Genomic DNA, 18,884 nt, shown 5'->3' on the forward strand with positions numbered 1-18,884 from the left:
TCAAACCATGCCGAACTATCGACAGTACAGCGATCGCCAAATATGAATCAAGGCATAGATTTACAAGAAAGTTTCATTAAATCCCTAACAGACTTGGGATTAAGTGGAGGACTGGCTAAAGCGATTTGGATGCCTTTACCCATGTTCCTGATGATTATAGCCGCCACAGTGGGGGTTTTAGTCTGCGTCTGGTTAGAAAGAAAAATTTCCGCCGCCGTCCAACAGCGTATCGGGCCGGAATACGCAGGACCCTTGGGCGTTTTACAACCGGTCGCCGACGGTCTCAAATTAGTCTTTAAAGAAGATGTCGTCCCCGCTAAGGCTGACCCCTGGTTATTCCTCTTTGGGCCGATTTTGGTGGTGATGCCGGTGTTTGTCTCCTACCTCATCGTCCCCTTCGGTCAAAATCTGGTGATTACTGACCTAAACGTGGGTATCTTTTTATGGATTTCCTTGTCCAGTATTGCCCCCATTGGTTTATTAATGGCGGGTTATGCCTCGAATAATAAGTATTCCTTGTTGGGAGGCCTGCGGGCCGCGGCGCAATCGATTAGTTATGAAATTCCCTTGGCTTTATCGGTATTAGCGATTGTGATGATGTCTAATAGTCTCAGTACCATTGATATTGTCGAACAACAATCCGGTTATGGCATTTTAGGCTGGAATATCTGGCGCCAACCGGTGGGTTTTCTGATTTTCTGGATTGCCGCTTTAGCTGAGTGTGAACGTCTGCCTTTCGATTTACCGGAAGCGGAGGAGGAATTAGTCGCCGGTTATCAAACCGAATACGCGGGGATGAAATTCGCTCTTTTTTATGTGGGTTCCTACGTTAACCTCGTGCTGTCGGCCCTAGTTTTCGCGGTCCTCTATCTTGGTGGTTGGGAATTTCCTATCCCCGTCAATGCTGTGGCCGGCTGGTTGGGAGTGAGTGAAACCAATCCCTGGCTACAAATTATCACCGCTTCCCTAGGGATTACGATGACGGTATTAAAAGCCTATTTTCTCATCTTCATCGCTATTCTCTTGCGTTGGACTGTACCCCGGGTTCGCATTGACCAATTACTCGATTTAGGCTGGAAATTCCTCTTACCGGTATCTTTAGTTAACCTACTACTTACCGCCGCCCTAAAACTAGCTTTTCCCTTTGCTTTTGGCGGTTAATTCCCATTTTTGCCCTGTTAACCTACTATACCTCTGACCATCATGTTTAACATCCTCAAACAAGTCAGCGATTACGCCAAAGGTAGCATTCAAGCGGCGAAATACATCGGCGAAGGTTTATCCGTTACCTTCGATCATATGCGTCGTCGTCCGATTACCGTCCAGTATCCCTACGAAAAGTTAATTCCCTCGGAACGTTATCGGGGTAGAATTCACTTTGAGTTCGATAAATGTATCGCTTGTGAAGTTTGTGTGCGAGTTTGTCCGATTAATTTACCGGTAGTGGATTGGACTTTTAACAAGGAAATTAAAAAGAAAGAACTCAAACACTACAGTATCGATTTTGGGGTCTGCATTTTCTGCGGTAATTGTGTGGAATACTGTCCGACTAATTGCCTATCGATGACCGAAGAATACGAACTAGCGACCTATGATCGTCATGAATTAAACTATGATAACGTCGCCCTAGGCCGTTTACCCTACAAAGTTACCCAAGATCCGATGGTAACACCTCTGAGGGAATTAGGTTATTTGCCTAAAGGTGTTATCGAACCCCACGATTTACCCGCCGGTAGTCAACGCGCCGGTAAACGTCCGGAAGAAATTACTGATTAATTAGCAGTTAGCTATCAGCCGTCAGCCGTCAGCCTTCAGAAGCTGATAACTAATAATTAATAACTCTCAAACATAAAAGGAGATGAAACTACTGTGAATTTAGCCGAGGGCGTTCAAATAGTATCTTTTGGCATTTTAGCAGCCCTAGTAATCGGGACAGCTTTAGGCGTGGTACTATTATCTAATATCGTTTATTCCGCCTTTTTATTGGGCGGTGTTTTTATCAGCATTTCCGGTTTATATCTCTTACTAAATGCTGATTTTGTAGCGGCGGCACAAATTCTAATTTATGTGGGTGCAATTAACGTTTTAATTCTCTTTGCCATTATGCTTGTTAACAAGCAAGAGGACTTTTCTGATATTCCTAAACGTTGGATTCGTAAGGCATCTACTGCTTTAGTTTGTGTTGGTTTATTTGTGCTGTTATCGACCATGGTTTTAATCACACCTTGGTCAATTTCTAGCACTTCTCCGGCCGTGGTGACTAACACTTTAGTAGAAATCGGTAAGCATTTCTTTAGTGATTTCTTGCTACCCTTTGAATTAGCTTCCGTGCTATTATTAATGGCCATGGTAGGAGCAATTATTTTAGCTCGTCGTGACCTTATCCCCACCCTAAAAGCTGAAGAACCTACGGCCACAGCCTTAACATTGCCAGAACGACCTAGAGAATTAACCGCCCCTAAATAGGACAAAAGAAAGAGGTATCATGCAGATTCAGTTAGAGTATTATTTGTTATTAGCGGCGGCTTTGTTTTGTATCGGAATTTACGGTTTAGTCACCAGTCGCAATGCCGTCCGGGTTTTAATGTCGATCGAATTGATGCTCAATTCTGTTAACATTAACTTAATGGGTTTTTCCAACTATCTTGACCCCGCTAATATCCGAGGCCAAATTTTTACTATTTTCGTGATTACCGTAGCGGCAGCCGAGGCAGCCGTGGGTTTAGCGATTATCCTGACTATCTATCGTAACCGCGACACCATCGATATGGAACAGTTTAACCTGCTCAAATGGTAAGCTTTTAAATATTTACCCCCCCTCTCCCTTTTTTGGGGAGAGTTTTTTTTGGCTAATTTTTCCTGTTAACGGGGATAAATCTCGGTGACAACTCGATCGGGGGAACTACTGGTAACAACAATGTTATTATCTTCTAAAGTGCCGATCGCTTTATCGCCAGTAAGATTAAATTTTGGTTCCTGTTGTTCATAGATAATATTCCCCTCGGCCTCGACAATTTTTTCCGACATTTTCCAAGTTAAGATCTGACTATACAATTGCGCCCCAGTTTTCTGATTAATTCCCTTAACCCCATCCTTGAGATAAGCGATGCGATTGCCTAATTCCACCACCACACGATTACCGGTAATAGTGATTTGATCTTGATATTGAAAAATTTCCGTGGGGCGATCGGAAGTTAGGGTACGATTTTGATAGTTCCAAATTGCCTGAGAACCAGAAATCTGTAAAGGTGGTTCTAAAGAGCGATATTCGAGGTTTTCTTGCAGGATAACCTGATTATTTTTTCTTTCCCAACGACCGCCGATAGCAGTCAGGCGATCGATAATAGTTTTATCAATATAGCGATCAAAAGCTACTTTTTGATCGGTACTAATGACTTGTTGAGGAATTTCCCAGTACAGGCGCTCGGTTTGCAGGACGACACGAGATTCCTTGGCGGTGGCCACCACTTGACCTTGTAATTCTAGTTTTTCTTGGCGCGTGTCGTAGCGTCCTTGGCGGGCCTTAGCTTCTAGTTGTAGATGACTACCTTTGATCCCTTTCGGGGAGATTAAAACACCTTCCTTGGGTAGCCAACGCAATTCCGGCGCGTTAATAATGGCCTTATTGCGGGGATCCACAGCCACAATATTATCTTTGAGGAGAATTTCCTGGCCTTCCTTGTAAACTTCACCGCGGTCAGCACTAACCTGTAAAACTACTTTCCCCTCTTGATAGATATTACCCTTGATATTTTCCAGACGGGCAATTTTTTGGTCTTGGGTGTAGGTAGCTTTTTTGACCTGAATTTTCCAGAGGGGTTGTCCCGAGGGGTTAGCCTGTTCTAAGGTGGCATTATTGAGAATTAAGCGGCCAGTTTCCTCGATTTTAGGCGATTCCGTCGGCGAAATTTTCGGCGGATCAGGAGGTTGACAGGCCGTTAATCCCAGCAAACCGATTAGAAGGGCAGCCCCGCGCCCAATTGATAGTTTTAAGTGTAACCGCTGCCTCAATTTCGATCGCTCCGCTGCTATTTTATTAGGGGTCGAGAATAGAGTCGCCTCCATCCCCTCCCATCCAGAACCGTACATGAGAGTTTTACCTCATACGGCTCCTCGTTTGACTGTTCCCTTGTTAAGGATACAGCCTGACATTCATTGGCTGTCTATATATCATTGTAGTTGACTCAAGGTCAAGTTAACTACGGATGATTCTAGGCTTCCATTGGCTGCCGTTTGATCACTGAAGACCTGACTAGGCCGTTATTTCAGGCATTTCAGCCTTATTTCATGCCTAAACGTTTCGCACATCTTTAGTTATTTTATCTTGACCAAATTTCAATAGCCAGATCAGCTAGATAATTAGCTCGCTTTTCAATTTCTTCCTTATTCCAGACATTTTTGTCAGAAAAGTATTTGTTCAAAGAAACATTACTGTCTTTAAACAAAATAACTTTGTCCGAAAATGGTTTATTAGATAAGCCTGAATTGTCGGCCGTCAAAGTCAGATTACCTAAAGTATGTAGCCAAGTTTTATGTATTTGTTCGTGATTATCACCAAGCATATCTTGCCAGTGCGCTGTTAAGTTCTGGGGCATTATATGCTCTATTGTCAGGTTCTTAGTATTAACCATCTCTTTGGTCATGCGGCGTTCTATGGTTTCCAGAATAAGCTTAACTCTATCATTTGTTTTGGCATTTTTACTATAGATGTCTTTTTTGATTAGTCCTTCACGAAATTCATCGTCTGATGGCCATGACTTTTCTCCTTGATAATCTCTCAGAACTTTTTTTAGATTAAACAGTGTATTATTAGAGTTAGATTGTTTTTTTATGTCTTCATATAAATTTTCAAAAATTTTCCCTAAAATTCTTGTAGATTTATTAACAAAGGATCGTCGAATAAAGTATGATTCTAAACAATCAACAATTTGAAGGAAATCCTGAATAGATAAATGCTTGTCTTGAAAATCTTTATAGATATTGAGAAGAAAAATATGACAAGTACCAAAATCTAGGCGATTTAATCGAATAAACCGATCTTTTAGTTCGTCTTTGTTTTCACTTTCTTGGGGAAAAACAAGACACTGATAATATTCAGCAAAGTTAATCAACTCATCTAGTTTATCTTTAATGTTAAAACTATTGTTTTCCGCATTTTTGTCTAGGCGTTTTTTAATTTCTTTATAAACTTCTTTTTGACTAATTGATTCACCGTCTTTGCGAAGATAGAACCAAAAAGAATTAGTCAATAATTCAGCATATTTTTCCTCTTTTTTTATTGGCTCTGTAGTAGCTAGTCTTTTAAAAGATGCTTCAAGAGGTTGCCACTTTTGTTTGTATATATCTTCTCGTTGTTCACTAGGTAACTTCATAAAAACATAGTTGCGGACTAAATCGGCTTGGGTAAGTTCTTGTCCTTTTGTATTGAGACTTTCAAAAATAAGATAAGGATTTTCTTCGCTATCAGAAGTAATATTGACTAAAATTAAACGCTCTAAAAGAATATTTTTGAAGAGTTTATGTTCTCCCTCTGCAAAATTCTTCTTTTTAAGACGTTCCTTAAAGTATTGATATGCCTTATATATTATTTTGTTATCAAATTCTCTGCTATTTTGGTTTTTTATGATACTTTTGTAAGCTTCACGATCACCTTGAGTTGGCAAGATTTTATAAAAATCATCATCTTTTTTAAACTTATTTATCAGATAGTATTCATATAATTCTTCCGCCAACTCTGTATGGTTTTTCTCTTGTAAATAATTTCGCAAAGCCGCTATGATGATGGCAAGAGTAGTAAGACGTTGTTGTCCATCTATTACGACATACGGAGATATACCTTCGGCTGTTCCAGGAATTGACTGGGTGACAATAGAACCAAGAAAATGAGGTTCTTGCTCCTTATCATAGAGACTCATTAGATCTTCCCATAAAGTCTCCCATTTTGACTTGTCCCAAGAATAAGGTCTTTGAAATAGAGGGATTTGAAATTGTTTAGTACCCTCAAGTAAATTACGAAGACTGGTTTCTGATGCTTTCATGATTTGATTTGCTCCTGCAATCGTTTTGTCTTTGGTAAAAGTGGTAAAAATTGTCTCAATTTGATTAGCCCATAAACGCCGAGCTTAGGGAACCGTCCGAAACCTTCCACGGCAAACTAAGGAAATCAACTAACTAAATAAAATCGCCCAGTTAACGGGAGAATGACCCCCACCGAGGCGGTTTATCCTCCTTCAAGGTGACATCTTTCACCCAGTTTAACTGATTTTCAATACTCCAATGCCCCTGAATTGGCTTCAAAAAGGCTTTCGCAGACAATCTTTCACTACTGATGAAATAAGTCTTCTCCTCAAAGTTTTTTCCTTCCCGTTTGCCTTGACGTTTCACGAGGACAAAGCTTTGTCAACCTTTCCATCCTGCTCATGGTTATATACTGAAACGATGCTGACTCACATCTTGCTCGCAAGTCTAGCCACCTTCTACCGTACACTTAATACTTTTTGCCCCAGTTGCCAGGATGGTCTGGTATTTGCTTTAATCGCTAGTTTTGCTGGGAAAAACCCCCGGTTGAACGGTGAGAGTTTGTTGTTTACCCCTGCGGTTAATCTCGATTTCCAGATTACCACCGATCGCACTGGTTTCCACACCTTGCTGCACATCGGCGGCGGTTTTAACGGGATTTCCTGCCACAGTTTCGATGATATCACCCGGTTGCATTCCGGCTTTTTGAGCGGGGGAATTTTCCACCACTCGCAGGACGATTACCCCTTCATTTTGGTCAATATTAAAGTTTAATTCTTTAGTTTCGTTCAATTGCTGCCGTAATTCTGGGTTTAGCGTCACCATGTGGATACCGATGTAGGGATGTTCCGCTTTACCCTTGCTAGATAGCTGTCCCGCCACTTTTTGGGCGGTTTCGATGGGAATAGCAAACCCTAAACCCTGGGCATCGGCCCGAATTGCCGTATTAATGCCGATAACTTCCCCCTTGGCGTTCAGCAACGGGCCGCCGGAATTGCCGGGGTTAATAGCGGCATCGGTTTGGATAAAACGAACCCGTTTATCGGGAACCCCCACTTCGCTGCTAGTCCGGCCCAAGGCACTAATAATGCCCACTGTCACCGTATTATCTAAGCCTAGGGGATTGCCAATTGCGATCGCCCACTCTCCGGGGGTTAAAGTTTCGGCCTTGCCAAAAGTCACCGTCGGTAAATTTTCCGCCTCGATTTTCACCAGGGCCACATCGGTCATATTGTCAACCCCCAGGACTTTACCCTGATAGGTTTGACCGTTTTTCAGAGTCACTTTTACTTGGGTTGTCCCTTCCACCACATGGGCATTAGTCAAAAGTAGTCCATCTGTACTAATGATAAACCCAGAACCGGTTCCCCGTTCCAAATGCTCCCTGGGAATCGGCACTTCATTACCAAAAAAGCGCCGAAAAAAGGGCTGTTTAAATTCTTCGGGAATTTGGTCGGCCACTTCCCGGGCCGAGTCAATCCGCACCACCGCCGGCCCGACTTTCTGCACGGCCTGGGCGATAAAATTAACATTACCGTCGTTTTGGGGAATAACAGGGAGAGAGAGGGAAGCGGGGAGGATTGCCGGCGGTTTATTTACCTCTAGGGGCGCTTTTCTGCTTAAATACTGATTTCCTAGCACACCCACAGTACCACCTAGGGCGATTAATCCCAGTGAAATCCCCAATCTTGTCAATAAACCCATAAGCTCTAGCCCTAAAATGTCGTGTGCGGTAGAATCGGCCCCAAACTTACCTATATTATAGGCTGTCTTTTTCAAAGACGAACCGCCGGGGCAGATAAAGGCTTTTTGTATTTGATGGCAGTGGCAATCACTGTGATGAAGCGTTTCTCATAAAGGTAAAGTGTAACGTATACTTGGCATCGTCTCCGCTCTCAGGTCTGCTGACTCCCCAAAAAGAAAATTTCGCACTCTACTACTAAGATAACCGCTGTAAGAATACTTCCCTGTAATCAAGTAGCTAAAACTTAACTCAGGTGCTACATTTTATAGAAATCTATTGGCTTTAAATATTGACAAAATTCTCGAAGCGGAATATGATGGTTTCAAATATTTCAAGGCTGAGTTTATGAATGATAATTTGAGGCTGGTTAATACACCTGAAGGTAAATTTTATTGTCTCGATCAGAAGATGGCTAACTTATTAGAAAATCTGCAAAATTTGGAGAGTGCTTATCCCGGAATCGACGATAAAATGATTCATCCGGGGGATGTTTGCTTTGATATTGGTGCCAATATTGGCACTTTTTCAACTTTAGCAGCCCGTTTATCATCCCCTGAAGGACGGGTATTTGCCTTTGAGCCTTGTCCAGAAACTCATCAAATTCTCTTGGAAAACCTGCGATTGAATAATGTTTCACATTTAGTACAAGTACAAACTGATGTTATTAGTGATACTCAAAAAAAATTTTCTATAAAAAAAGCCCCTAAAAACATGGGAGCTACCCGCTTTATTGAATCATCAGAGGTGGAGGGAGAACTATTTACTTCCACAACCTTAGATTTTTGGATAGAAAATAATTTGCATCTGAAACAATGTGATTTTATTAAAATAGATGTGGAAGGAATGGAGATTAAAGTTCTTCAGGGAGCTAGGAAGACCTTAAAACAGTATCACCCCATGTTATATATTGAAGTTTGTTCACCCCATTACGAAAAATATGGATTTAAAATTGAGCAATTGCAAGAATTTTTAGCAGAAATTGGCTACCATTTCTTTCGTTATTTCGCTCCTGCGCCTTTTCTCACTAGCGATCTACGTCGCCTCCATTCTCTTAACCAAGGTTCTTATTTTTATAATTTAATCGCCATTCACCCTAGCAGTCCTCGCTATCCTCAAAAATACAATTCTACACAAGAAGCTTTCCTGTTTATGATTGAGGAAAAATCAACAATTACTTATAGTGAATTACGCAGAAAATTTCCGATCAGAACTACAATTAAAAAACTTGTTAGGGGAGAAAAAAAGCCAGAATAAACTGAGATTTACCCCCACTGGGAGACTAATTAGGGAACTTACCCCGTTTACCGGTCTTCTTTTAGGGGTAAAATCACGAAACAGCTATAAAAATCTCACTTCATGCAATTGTTTGATCGCATCCGTTTAGGGATAGCCGTAGCGGTGGCTAAAACCGTTACTGCTGTGGTTAAAGGACTCCGTTTAGGGGCTGCCAGCGTCTTGCCGGGGGAAATTGCCCGTCGTCTCCATCCCCGTTTGTTACCCCTACTTTGTGGGCAAGTCCGAAGGGGGGTAATCTTGGTGGTTGGCACGAATGGAAAAACTACCACTTCCCTACTGCTAAGAACTATTCTAGAGCGTCAGGGGGCAAAAGTCACCCATAACACCACTGGGGCGAATTTAATTAATGGTTTAATCACTGCTTTATTAGCCGATGCCAATTTATTCGGCACTTTAAAGGCTGATTATGCCATTTTAGAAGTGGATGAAAATATTCTCCCTTTGGTTTTAAAAGATTGTCGTCCTCGCGCTATTTTAGCTCTTAATTTGTTTCGCGATCAACTCGATCGCTATGGGGAAGTGGATACGATTAGTCGCCGTTGGCAAGGGGCCATATCTCCCCTACCCACCGATACTTTAGTGATTCTCAATGCTGATGATCCGACTCTTTCCCATTTGGGTCAACAACTGCCCCAAAGAGTTGTATATTTTGGCTTAAGTGAGCCGGAATTATATCTAGAAGAAATTCCCCACGCTGTCGATTCTATTTACTGTCCTAAATGTGGTGCTTCTTTGGATTATCGCGGGGTTTATCTCTCCCATTTAGGGGATTTTAGTTGTCCTAGTTGCGGCTTTAAAAAGAGTAATCCTGCTTTTCATAGTCACGATTGGCCGCAGATTTTAATCGGTGTTTATAATAAATATAATACTTTAGCAGCGGGTTTAGTAGCCCAGGAATTGGGTATTAAAGATCGAGAAATTTTTGAGACAGTTCAGGGTTTTAAAGCGGCTTTTGGTCGAGCGGAAGAATTAGAAATTGAGGGTAAAAAAGTTAGAATTTTACTGTCTAAAAATCCCGTGGGTATGAATGAAACAATTCGCGCAGTGGCTGATATTTTACAGAAAGAAAAGTCTTCTACTACTCTCTTAGTTCTCAATGATCGCATCCCCGACGGGACGGATGTTTCTTGGATTTGGGATGTGGATACGGAAAAATTAACCCGTTTGGGAACAACTTTAGTGGTAACGGGCGATCGACTTTATGACATGGCTTTACGCTTACAATATAGTCAAGATAGTCTCGCTTATCCCGTTAATTTAATTGTTGAATCCGATCTGAAAAAAGCGATCCAAATTGCCCTTAATAACACCAAAAATGAGGAAACTTTACATATTTTACCCACCTATTCTGCTATGTTAGAAGTACGAGAGATTCTCACGGGTCGAAAGATTTTGTAGAAATTAGAAAAGAGTGAAGATTAGTGTTAGGTGTTGGGGTGTTAGGGTGTTAGTTGAATTCCCCCATTTCCCCATTTGCCCATTCCCCCATTTCCCCATTTCCCCATTCCCTAATCCCCTAAAAAATTATGCAAGAACTAGAACTAAAAATCGGCTGGTTATATCCGACCTTAATGAGTACCTACGGCGATCGAGGTAATGTTATTACTATTCAAAGAAGATGTCAATGGCGTGATATTCCTGTGACAATTATTCCCCTAGATGCTCAAACAGAAGCCGAGACATTTTATCAAGTAGATATAATTGTTGGGGGTGGAGCGCAGGATCGGCAACAGGAGATCGTTATGCGCGATTTACAGGGGAAAAAAGCAGCGGCGATGAAAGAACAATTATCGGCAGGAATACCGGGGGTTTTTACCTGTGGTTCCCCACAATTATTAGGGCATTATTACGAACCAGCTTTCGGTCAAAGAATCGAAGGATTAGGATTATTAGACCTAGTAAGTAAACATCCCGGCCCCAATGCAAAACGCTGTATCGGTAACGTGGTTTTTGAAATTACGGCCTCTCCCTTAGCGGAGGAAATTAAAGCTATGACTGGGGAAAAACCGCTAGTAATTGGCTTTGAAAATCACGGGGGTCGTACCTATTTACAGACCGTTTCTCCTTTAGGAAAGGTGATTACTGGCTACGGAAATAACGGAGAGGACGGTTATGAAGGAGCATTTTACCACAATGCGATCGCTACCTATGCCCACGGTCCCCTACTACCCAAAAATCCCTTTTTAGCCGATTGGTTAATCCAAAAAGCTTTAGAACAAAAGTATCAAAAACCCGTTTTTTTAACAAAACTTGATGATTCTCTGGCCCTGAAAGCACGATTTGCCATGTTTGAACGACTAGAACTAACCGGCGTGACCAATAAAGCCTAAACTGGTCATATACACTTATGGCAGGAGATAGTCAAACTAGCCATTAAAAATTTTAATTCTGGCAGCTTATGAAATTATGACTGGAAAAATTATCGATCGTCAAACGGCGGGGTTTCTCGTCCTCATCATCCCCCTAGCGGTGCTAATCATCCTTGTTTTTACCGCTTGGCCATTGATCCTACTTGTCTTCCTCTTAACTCTGGCAGTCAAGGTGTGGCAAGACTATCGCTGGTCAAAATTATCGACGGTGATTAACCCCTATTTCAATCAACTTTTACAGGACAATCAAGGTTGTCTCACCCCGATTGACCTATCGGCAAAAGCCAATCTCACGGCCAAATTAGCCAGACAATTTTTAGACAGAAAAGCTGAGGAATTTGGGGCGCAAAAAAAAGCTGTAGGCGATAAGGGTATGGCCTATTACTTTATCACCGCCAGTACCTTGGGTAGTATTTTTGATGAGAGTGACCCCTCTTTAGAAGAAATAGGGGAAAAACAAGTTCCTGCGATTACTGCCTCGAGATCTCCCCTGACCAATTTAGAGCCATCGCAGGAGGCTAAATCCCCCCTGATTGTCGCCGAGAAAAGCGAAAATTCTGTCTCGGAGGTTCCTGTTATTTCCTCCTCCCAATCTCTGACTAATTTAGGTAAATTATTTGAGGAAAAAGAGGAAGAAAATACCGCAGCAATCTCTGTTCAAGAAACGGTAATTCAAGAACCCGAGGAGATAATTAATCCTAGTTTAAACAGTTCTGCCAGTTCTTTATTCCAATCAGAAGCAGAAGTTAGGGAAGAATCCCTAACCACTGTATCTGAAACCATCTCATCGATGAGTTTGGCGGATTTGGCTAAACGTTTAGGAGTTACCCCAGCCGTTTTGGGTAGAAACAAGAAAAATAAATCCGAAACAGAATTTGCCGATTGGAGTCGCATCAGAGATCCCGATGGTATTGCTTGGAAATTTGACGCAAAAAACTCCCTATTTGTGGCCAACTGATAGATAAATTTGTTTGGTTTTTTAGACAGGCTCCCTGCCTGTCTTTTTTAACTCTACGTCCTACCCTCAATCCCATAGTATGGTTGCTTCAGATTGTTTGAGGATGTTGGAAATCATCACCCACCACAAATCTGGCGGTTGTATCAGTAACAGGATAGGTTTTAACGTAAATGAGACAACCTGTTGTTGAGGAAGGACTGTAGGGGCAATGGGGGGGGTATCTTAGCCAACTGCCTACTGGATAACTACCTAACTCATCACTCCAGGTACCTTCAATGACAAAGATTTCTTTAATCTCAGTTTCGACAACATTCACCAACTGAGTGTTGGGCAGCCAACGCTCAATCCAGACTTTTTCTGAGAAATCTGCTTGCTCGTAGAGGTGTTGAACCTTAATTTCAGGCACTATACCTGCTTGCCAGGAGCCATTAAAAATGTTGGTTCTCACTTGTTGGCGAGTTTTACCACCATGTTGCCGCAATTTAACAAAAGTCAGGCATCCTTCCTCACTATAGGGGCGATGGATAAAGCCTTCGGGGTTAAGCATATAAGTACCCGGTGGATGCACCCCTGTTTCATCTGCAAAATTGCCTTCAAGCACCAAAATCTCTTCACCACCGGGATGTCCATGCAGCGGAAAAAAACCACCAGGATAGAATCGAGTCAGCATTGTTACTGGATGATCCTGGATTTCATGGTCAGACTCGAAACAGCCAAACCAAATTCCAGTAAAGTTTGTCTGAAACCAAGTTAATGATGTGGGAAGCACAGATACGCGGCTTAGTAGGTTTACGTGAACTTTTTGGGGTTTCCACAGAGATTGAGCAGTCATCTTTCCTGAATTTAATTTTTTTGCGTCGAAAAATTATTTAGCATTATTCTTCTACCTAAGAATACTATGTAAGCAGTTATGCCTTCAAGTTTCCGAGTTCATCTGCTCTCATTAATAACTTCGGGACGGGAAATAGGCGGAACTCGAGCGCCATGGCTTTTTAGTCCAGCTAACGGCTAAGTTATGCCGTGCTTCTCATCGACAAGAAGGTGATCGTCTTAATTCTTAAGCATAGCCGACAATCTCATGGAATGAACACTAGGATCGTTTCATTCACTCAAATCCTTATCTGATAACGTTTTTAGTCGATTTATCGGAATAAGTAGGTAGGCGTTAAAAATTATCAGAAACCCCCCTTATCAAGGGGGGATTAAGGGGGGATCAACACCCCCCTTATCAAGGGGGGATTAAGGGGGGATCAACACCCCCCTTATCAAGGGGGGATTAAGGGGGGATCAACACCCCCTTATCAAGGGGGGATTAAGGGGGGATCAAAACCCCCCTTATCAAGGGGGGATTAAGGGGGGATCAACACCCCCTTATCAAGGGGGGATGGGGGATCAACACCCCCTTATCAAGGGGGGATTCAGGGGGGATCAACACCCCCTTATCAAGGGGGGATGGGGGATCGACACCCCCCTTATCAAGGGGGGATTAAGGGGGGATCGAAACCCCCCTTATCAAGGGGGGATTAAGGGGGGATCAAAGGAACGCTGATTCCCGACAAGATGAGTGATTGACTTTCCTGCTTTCATCCCAAAATAGTTGTGCTAGAATGGCGAAAAATTCTCGCCATTGATAATTATGTTAGCAGAGTTAGCCGCCGCCGAAATCGCTAAAATTGCCTTTGAAGCTGTTATCGGTAAATTAACGGAAGGAGCAATGGATAAAGGTGTAGAATTGTGGCAAAAAATTAAGCAAAAGTTACAAAAGGAACCCACCGCAGCCAAGGTTTTAGCGGCAGCCGAACAAACCAAATCCGAGGCAATGATTGAACAGCAAGTGGTTCCTTTTTTACAGGTAGAAATGCTCAAAGACCCCAATTTTGCCCAAGAAATCCAAACCCTAGCACAACAAATTATGACAATTAATCAGAATCAAACAGAAACGAAAACTCAAATCGGTATGCAAATTAACAAAGATATTAAACAACAATTGAACATTCAAGAAGTTAAGGGTAATTTAAATCTAGGAATCCCTCCTGAATGACTGGCGGATCTGCACCCAAAAGCAGACGCAATAGAAAATAATCGCAGTAGTCAAAGGAGTATTTTCAAGGGAGGAAATGCTCGAAAAAGTCTCGTCCATTGGCAGGGAAGGGAGGAGGAAATCACCCAAATTAAGCAGTGGTTTAATGATCAAAATGTTGCGATGATTGGCATCAAAGGAGTTGGAGGAATTGGAAAATCTACCCTAGCCAGTAAAATTTTTGAGGAGGAAATTACCCTCGATCCTTCCCTAGGAGACGATGAAGATTTATTCCCAAAACGCTTTTGGTGGGAAGCGGGAAATCTGGGCGGATTTAGTGGTTTAGCTCGCCAATTCCTGACGGAATTTGGTTATCCCGTCCCCAAAGAAGAAATAGATTTACAGGAAGCTTTAATCAGACAATTGCAACGCCATCGCCACCTAATTATTATCGATAATCTAGAGAGTTTATTAGGGGAAGATGGTTCTTGGAATAATGAATTTTATCAGCAGTTTTTCACTGCTTGGATAGAAAAAGGTGACACCAGCAAAATTATAGTCACCACCAGAGAAAAGCCAAAAACTAGGGGTTTTAACCGTTGGATTGAGCTAAAAGGTTTGAAACCACCTGAAGGGGCGCAATTGTTAGCAGAATCGCAAATAACAGGGGATCTAGAGAACTTTTCTCGACGGGTGGATGGTCATCCATTACTCCTGCGATTGGTGGCGGATTTAATCTTAGCAGAATTTCCGCAAAACCCCAGTTTAGAAAGGTTAGCGGATTTAGGATTAGGAAATTTATCGCAACTTTTGAGCGATCCGCAGGTGGTGGGGAGTCATCGTCAAGAGACAGTGGGAATTGCTTTAGTTTTAGATGCTAGTTTTCAGCGACTTAGCCAAAGACAGCAGGAATTATTCACTAAAACCAGCATTTATCGCCGAGAATTTGATTCTCCGGCAGCCAAAGCGGTGATGGATAATTACCCAGAGATCGCACTGTCCGAGATCACGGCAGATTTGCGAGAATTACAGCGACGATCATTATTAGAAGAAAAAGAGGAAAATCGCCAGCGAATTTTTAGTTTTCAGCCTTTAGTTTGGGAATATGCACAATACAAAGCCGGCGATCAAAGGGAATTACACCAAAAAGCGATCGCCTATTATCTTTCAACTATAAAAACAAAACCTTGGCAAACCCTAAAAGACGTAACAGAATATTTAGAAATTTTTTATCATTGGAGTCAGCTAAAAGTCTATGATTCTGCTTTTGATATTCTCCGTGCTATCGATGATTTTCTCACCCGACGGGGTTATTATCAAACCCGGGCCGATTATTACCTTGAATTAGTCACTGTTTACCAACAACAGCAGGAGCAAACCAACTGGAATTATGCCGCATCCCTCACCAGTTTAGGCAATGTTTACGATTCCCTAGGAGAATACCAAAAAGCGATCGAGTTTCATCAACAATCCTTAGCAATCTTTCGGGAAATCGGTGATCGGGGGGGTGAAGCGTCTTCCTACAATAATTTAGGCACTGTTTACGATTCCCTAGGAGAATACCAAAAAGCGATCGAGTTTCATCAACAGTCCTTAGCAATCAAACGGGAAATCGGTGATCGGGGGGGTGAAGCGTCTTCCTACAATAATTTAGGCAATGTTTACTATTCCCTAGGAGAATACCAAAAAGCGATCGAGTTTCATCAACAGTCCTTAGCAATCGATCGGGAAATCGGTGATCGGAGGGGTGAAGCGAAATCCTACAATAATTTAGGCAATGTTTACTATTCCCTAGGAGAATACCAAAAAGCGATCGAGTTTCATCAACAGTCCTTAGCAATCCTTCGGGAAATCGGTGATCGGGGGGGTGAAGCGGCATCCTACAATAATTTAGCCAATGTTTACCGATCCCTAGGAGAATACCAAAAAGCGATCGAGTTTCATCAACAGTCCTTAGCAATCACACGGGAAATCGGTGATCGGGGGGGTGAAGCGAATTCCTACGGTAATTTAGGCAATGTTTACAATTCCCTAGGAGAATACCAAAAAGCGATCGAGTTTCATCAACAGTCCTTGGCAATCAAACGGGAAATCGGTGATCGGTGGGGTGAAGCGGCATCCTACAATAATTTAGGCAATGTTTACTATTCCCTAGGAGAATACCAAAAAGCGATCGAGTTTCATCAACAGTCCTTGGCAATCAAACGGGAAATCGGTGATCGGGAGGGTGAAGCGAAAGCTTGGTTTAATCTGGGACTTACCTACTATAAACTCAAACGTATATCGGAAGCGAAAGAAGCATATCTTCAGTCGCGGGAATTATTTCAAGCATTGGGGTTAGCAGGATATGTTCAAAAGTGCGATGATGAAATTCGGCAATTAGAAACCCGAAAATATCCCTTAATCGTTGCTTTCTTTCTGGGGGTGGTTAAGTTTCCTTTAGTTTTAATTGGGGGGATAATAGTGGCATTGTGGCGATTGTTAAAAAGATGGTTGAGGAAAGCATAATTATCGGTAGGATGGGTTAAATATCCCTTATTTTTAACCTGAGTTTGACATCTGCTAATTTCCCCTCATAACTACCCTAAAGTGAGAAATTATAGTAATATTTCTAAGGATTACCAGAAAAGAAAGAGCGCCACGCTGCTGTGCCGATCGCTCCTCCTAAAAGGATAATTAACGTCCAAACTTGATTTTTTTGGGTTCCTTCCACCTTTTCTAGTCTTCTATCCATCCCATCGACTTTCTCAGTTAGTTTTGCCTGTCCTACCTCTAGCTTAGTTAGCCGTTCGTCAATTTTATCAAATTTCTGGTTAAAATCCTTTTGTAAGCTATCAAATTTCTGGTTAATATCCTGTTGCAAGGTATCGATTTTTTGGTTAACTTCCTTGATGCTGTCTTTGATTTCCTTGAGGACAGATTCAAGACTATAAGTAACGGTTTCGTTAGACATTTTGGTAAAATCCCTGGGAGTAAGTTTTTTTACGCACTTTCCGTTGATACTACAATAATTTTATCTTAATACTAATACCATTTTTCTCAAGTAATGGCAGAGATGGTTAATTGCCCTCACCTCCAACCCCTTTCTGGGAGAGGGGAGTAGGATACCTGTCACGAATAAAGAAAAATGGTATTATGTTAAAATGTTGAGGGCTTCGTTTTTGGGTCTGATTTGTTGTTATATTGATCAGACTATACCTGATGAGCCTTTCTTAATCAGGCCTCGATGCTGATGTGTTTCCTTTTTGAATTGGTGTTTTTGTTAGTAACGAAGCTGATAAGCGGTAGGGTAAATAAAAAATGACAGAACAAACTTGGTGGGTACAAAAATGGTTAGAACTACTCGATTCCTATCGCTTTAAAAAACGCTTGGAACGAGCTAGACTCTACGCTAGAGAGGGCAATGTTTTAAGTATTGACTTTGAAGACTCGCAAGTTATTGCTAGAGTACAAGGCAGTGAATCCGAACCTTATATAGTGGATTTATCCCTAGTCGCTTTTAGTGATGAAGAATGGGATTATATTATTAAGCTTCTCTCCAAAAAAGCCATTTATTCCGCTCAATTACTCACCGGACAAATGCCCGATCATATCGAGCGTGTTTTTATCGATAGTGGGGTAAATTTATTTCCCTTTTCCCTAGCTGATATTCGCTCTCGTTGCACCTGTCCCGATCAAGCCAACCCCTGCAAACATATAGGAGCAGTATATTATCAATTGGGCGATCGTTTTAGTGTCGATCCCTTCCTGCTTTTGCAACTGCGCGGCCGAAGCAAAAGCCAAATTCTGGAAGCTTTACGCGAAAAACGCTCCTATTCCTCTGATAATCAACCTTTAGCAGTCAGTGAACCCCCCGCAGTAGTCGAAAAAACTGCCCCCGACAGCACTATCGATCGCTTTTGGCAGTACGATGAGGAGCTAGATCCCTCCCTCGTTGTCATTACGCCTTGCAGTGAGCTTGTCGAATCTGCGGGGAATGAAAATCAAACCATTCTCGACATTTTAGGCAATTTTCCCCTGGCTGCCCCCGAATCCGATGCCATAGAACAATTTTTAAAACCAATTTACCGACAAATTCCCCAAGAAGCGATGGCGATTGCTTTACAGTAGGGGAATTTGGGGTATAAGTAGCTGGTTGTAATTAAATTAAAAATGGATTTTAGGTTTGATCCCCCCTGCCCCCCTTGATAAGGGGGGGTTGATCCCCCCGGCCCCCCTTGATAAGGGGGGTTTGATGCCCCCTGCCCCCCTGGAGACGGGGGGTTTGTTGGCCCGGGCCCCCCAGGCGAACGGGGGGTTGCGGCGCCCCGACCGGCGGGATCAAGGGGGGCAGGGGGTATCAAACCCCCCTTATCAAGGGGGGCAGGGGGGATCAAACCCCCCTTATCAAGGGGGGCAGGGGGGATCAAACCCCCCAGGTAATTGACCCCCTAAACCAATACACTTGCACTATAGCCTGCCCAAAAAAATTCCAAAAAA

Annotated in this window: 16 protein-coding genes and 1 pseudogene; 11 read left to right on the forward strand and 6 right to left on the reverse strand. The window is 42.4% G+C overall.

The genetic code is table 11. The features are described 5' to 3' along the window. Window positions 1-42 precede the first annotated feature (42 nt). The 4 genes from nuoH to nuoK all read left to right on the forward strand — a co-directional run bounded on the left by nuoH (window position 43) and on the right by nuoK (window position 2,797). Window positions 43-1,161: an NADH-quinone oxidoreductase subunit NuoH gene (gene nuoH, locus ACOCD9_RS17570; RefSeq protein WP_272104777.1), complete on the forward strand. Its 1,119-nt coding sequence runs from the start codon at window positions 43-45 to the stop codon at window positions 1,159-1,161. Window positions 1,162-1,203: 42 nt separating this feature from the next. Beyond that, the gene (gene ndhI / locus ACOCD9_RS17575) at window positions 1,204-1,776 is read left to right on the forward strand and encodes an NAD(P)H-quinone oxidoreductase subunit I (protein WP_002733194.1); all 573 of its coding nucleotides are present in this window, start codon (window positions 1,204-1,206) and stop codon (window positions 1,774-1,776) included. A gap of 93 nt (window positions 1,777-1,869) precedes the next feature. After that, entirely contained in the window at window positions 1,870-2,466 is a 597-nt protein-coding gene (locus ACOCD9_RS17580; protein ID WP_002775036.1) for an NADH-quinone oxidoreductase subunit J, read from the forward strand. Window positions 2,467-2,491: 25 nt separating this feature from the next. Next, window positions 2,492-2,797 (forward strand): NADH-quinone oxidoreductase subunit NuoK, encoded by a 306-nt coding sequence (gene nuoK / locus ACOCD9_RS17585; protein ID WP_197533180.1) that lies wholly within the window; start codon window positions 2,492-2,494, stop codon window positions 2,795-2,797. Between the two features lie 65 nt (window positions 2,798-2,862). Here the strand turns inward: nuoK and lptC are convergent, their stop codons facing one another. The 4 genes and pseudogenes from lptC to ACOCD9_RS17605 form a co-directional block, all read right to left on the reverse strand. Next, the gene (gene lptC, locus ACOCD9_RS17590; protein ID WP_419548075.1) at window positions 2,863-4,011 is read right to left on the reverse strand and encodes an LPS export ABC transporter periplasmic protein LptC; all 1,149 of its coding nucleotides are present in this window, start codon (window positions 4,009-4,011) and stop codon (window positions 2,863-2,865) included. 308 nt (window positions 4,012-4,319) lie between these two features. After that, window positions 4,320-6,038 carry a DUF262 domain-containing protein gene (locus ACOCD9_RS17595; protein ID WP_419548070.1) on the reverse strand — a complete coding sequence of 573 codons (1,719 nt, stop codon included), beginning with the start codon at window positions 6,036-6,038 and terminating at the stop codon, window positions 4,320-4,322. Between the two features lie 138 nt (window positions 6,039-6,176). After that, a pseudogene (locus ACOCD9_RS17600) lies at window positions 6,177-6,339 on the reverse strand (ISAs1 family transposase); the annotation flags it as partial. Window positions 6,340-6,531: 192 nt separating this feature from the next. After that, entirely contained in the window at window positions 6,532-7,722 is a 1,191-nt protein-coding gene (locus ACOCD9_RS17605; RefSeq protein ID WP_002800269.1) for an HhoA/HhoB/HtrA family serine endopeptidase, read from the reverse strand. Window positions 7,723-8,038: 316 nt separating this feature from the next. On the opposite strand from ACOCD9_RS17605, the gene ACOCD9_RS17610 reads away from it, so the two are divergent. The 4 genes from ACOCD9_RS17610 to ACOCD9_RS17625 all read left to right on the forward strand — a co-directional run bounded on the left by ACOCD9_RS17610 (window position 8,039) and on the right by ACOCD9_RS17625 (window position 12,385). Next, on the forward strand, window positions 8,039-9,016 hold the full coding sequence (locus ACOCD9_RS17610) for an FkbM family methyltransferase (RefSeq protein ID WP_287700085.1): 978 nt from the start codon (window positions 8,039-8,041) through the stop codon (window positions 9,014-9,016). Window positions 9,017-9,118: 102 nt separating this feature from the next. Then, the gene (locus ACOCD9_RS17615; RefSeq protein ID WP_002776995.1) at window positions 9,119-10,456 is read left to right on the forward strand and encodes a Mur ligase family protein; all 1,338 of its coding nucleotides are present in this window, start codon (window positions 9,119-9,121) and stop codon (window positions 10,454-10,456) included. A gap of 128 nt (window positions 10,457-10,584) precedes the next feature. After that, on the forward strand, window positions 10,585-11,388 hold the full coding sequence (locus ACOCD9_RS17620; protein ID WP_002735455.1) for a type 1 glutamine amidotransferase: 804 nt from the start codon (window positions 10,585-10,587) through the stop codon (window positions 11,386-11,388). 76 nt (window positions 11,389-11,464) lie between these two features. Further along, the gene (locus ACOCD9_RS17625) at window positions 11,465-12,385 is read left to right on the forward strand and encodes a hypothetical protein (protein WP_419548071.1); all 921 of its coding nucleotides are present in this window, start codon (window positions 11,465-11,467) and stop codon (window positions 12,383-12,385) included. Window positions 12,386-12,473: 88 nt separating this feature from the next. Here the strand turns inward: ACOCD9_RS17625 and ACOCD9_RS17630 are convergent, their stop codons facing one another. Continuing rightward, window positions 12,474-13,217, reverse strand: coding sequence for a cupin domain-containing protein (locus ACOCD9_RS17630; RefSeq protein WP_002800264.1), 744 nt, complete (start codon window positions 13,215-13,217; stop codon window positions 12,474-12,476). A gap of 804 nt (window positions 13,218-14,021) precedes the next feature. Between ACOCD9_RS17630 and ACOCD9_RS17635 the strand changes: the two genes are divergently transcribed. Next, window positions 14,022-14,426: a hypothetical protein gene (locus ACOCD9_RS17635; protein WP_419548072.1), complete on the forward strand. Its 405-nt coding sequence runs from the start codon at window positions 14,022-14,024 to the stop codon at window positions 14,424-14,426. A 162-nt stretch (window positions 14,427-14,588) separates the two neighbouring features. Further along, a complete protein-coding gene (locus ACOCD9_RS17640) occupies window positions 14,589-16,913 on the forward strand; it encodes a tetratricopeptide repeat protein (RefSeq protein WP_419548073.1) in 2,325 nt (774 codons plus the stop codon). Window positions 16,914-17,016: 103 nt separating this feature from the next. Here ACOCD9_RS17640 and ACOCD9_RS17645 read toward each other — a convergent pair whose 3' ends face one another. Next, window positions 17,017-17,358 (reverse strand): DUF4164 family protein, encoded by a 342-nt coding sequence (locus ACOCD9_RS17645; protein WP_002737779.1) that lies wholly within the window; start codon window positions 17,356-17,358, stop codon window positions 17,017-17,019. Between the two features lie 347 nt (window positions 17,359-17,705). On the opposite strand from ACOCD9_RS17645, the gene ACOCD9_RS17650 reads away from it, so the two are divergent. Then, complete coding sequence (locus ACOCD9_RS17650) at window positions 17,706-18,515, forward strand: SWIM zinc finger family protein (protein ID WP_419548074.1); 810 nt, start codon at window positions 17,706-17,708, stop codon at window positions 18,513-18,515. Window positions 18,516-18,884: the final 369 nt, after the last annotated feature.

This window comes from Microcystis sp. (genome assembly GCF_048564745.1).
Taxonomy (GTDB): domain Bacteria; phylum Cyanobacteriota; class Cyanobacteriia; order Cyanobacteriales; family Microcystaceae; genus Microcystis; species Microcystis ichthyoblabe_A.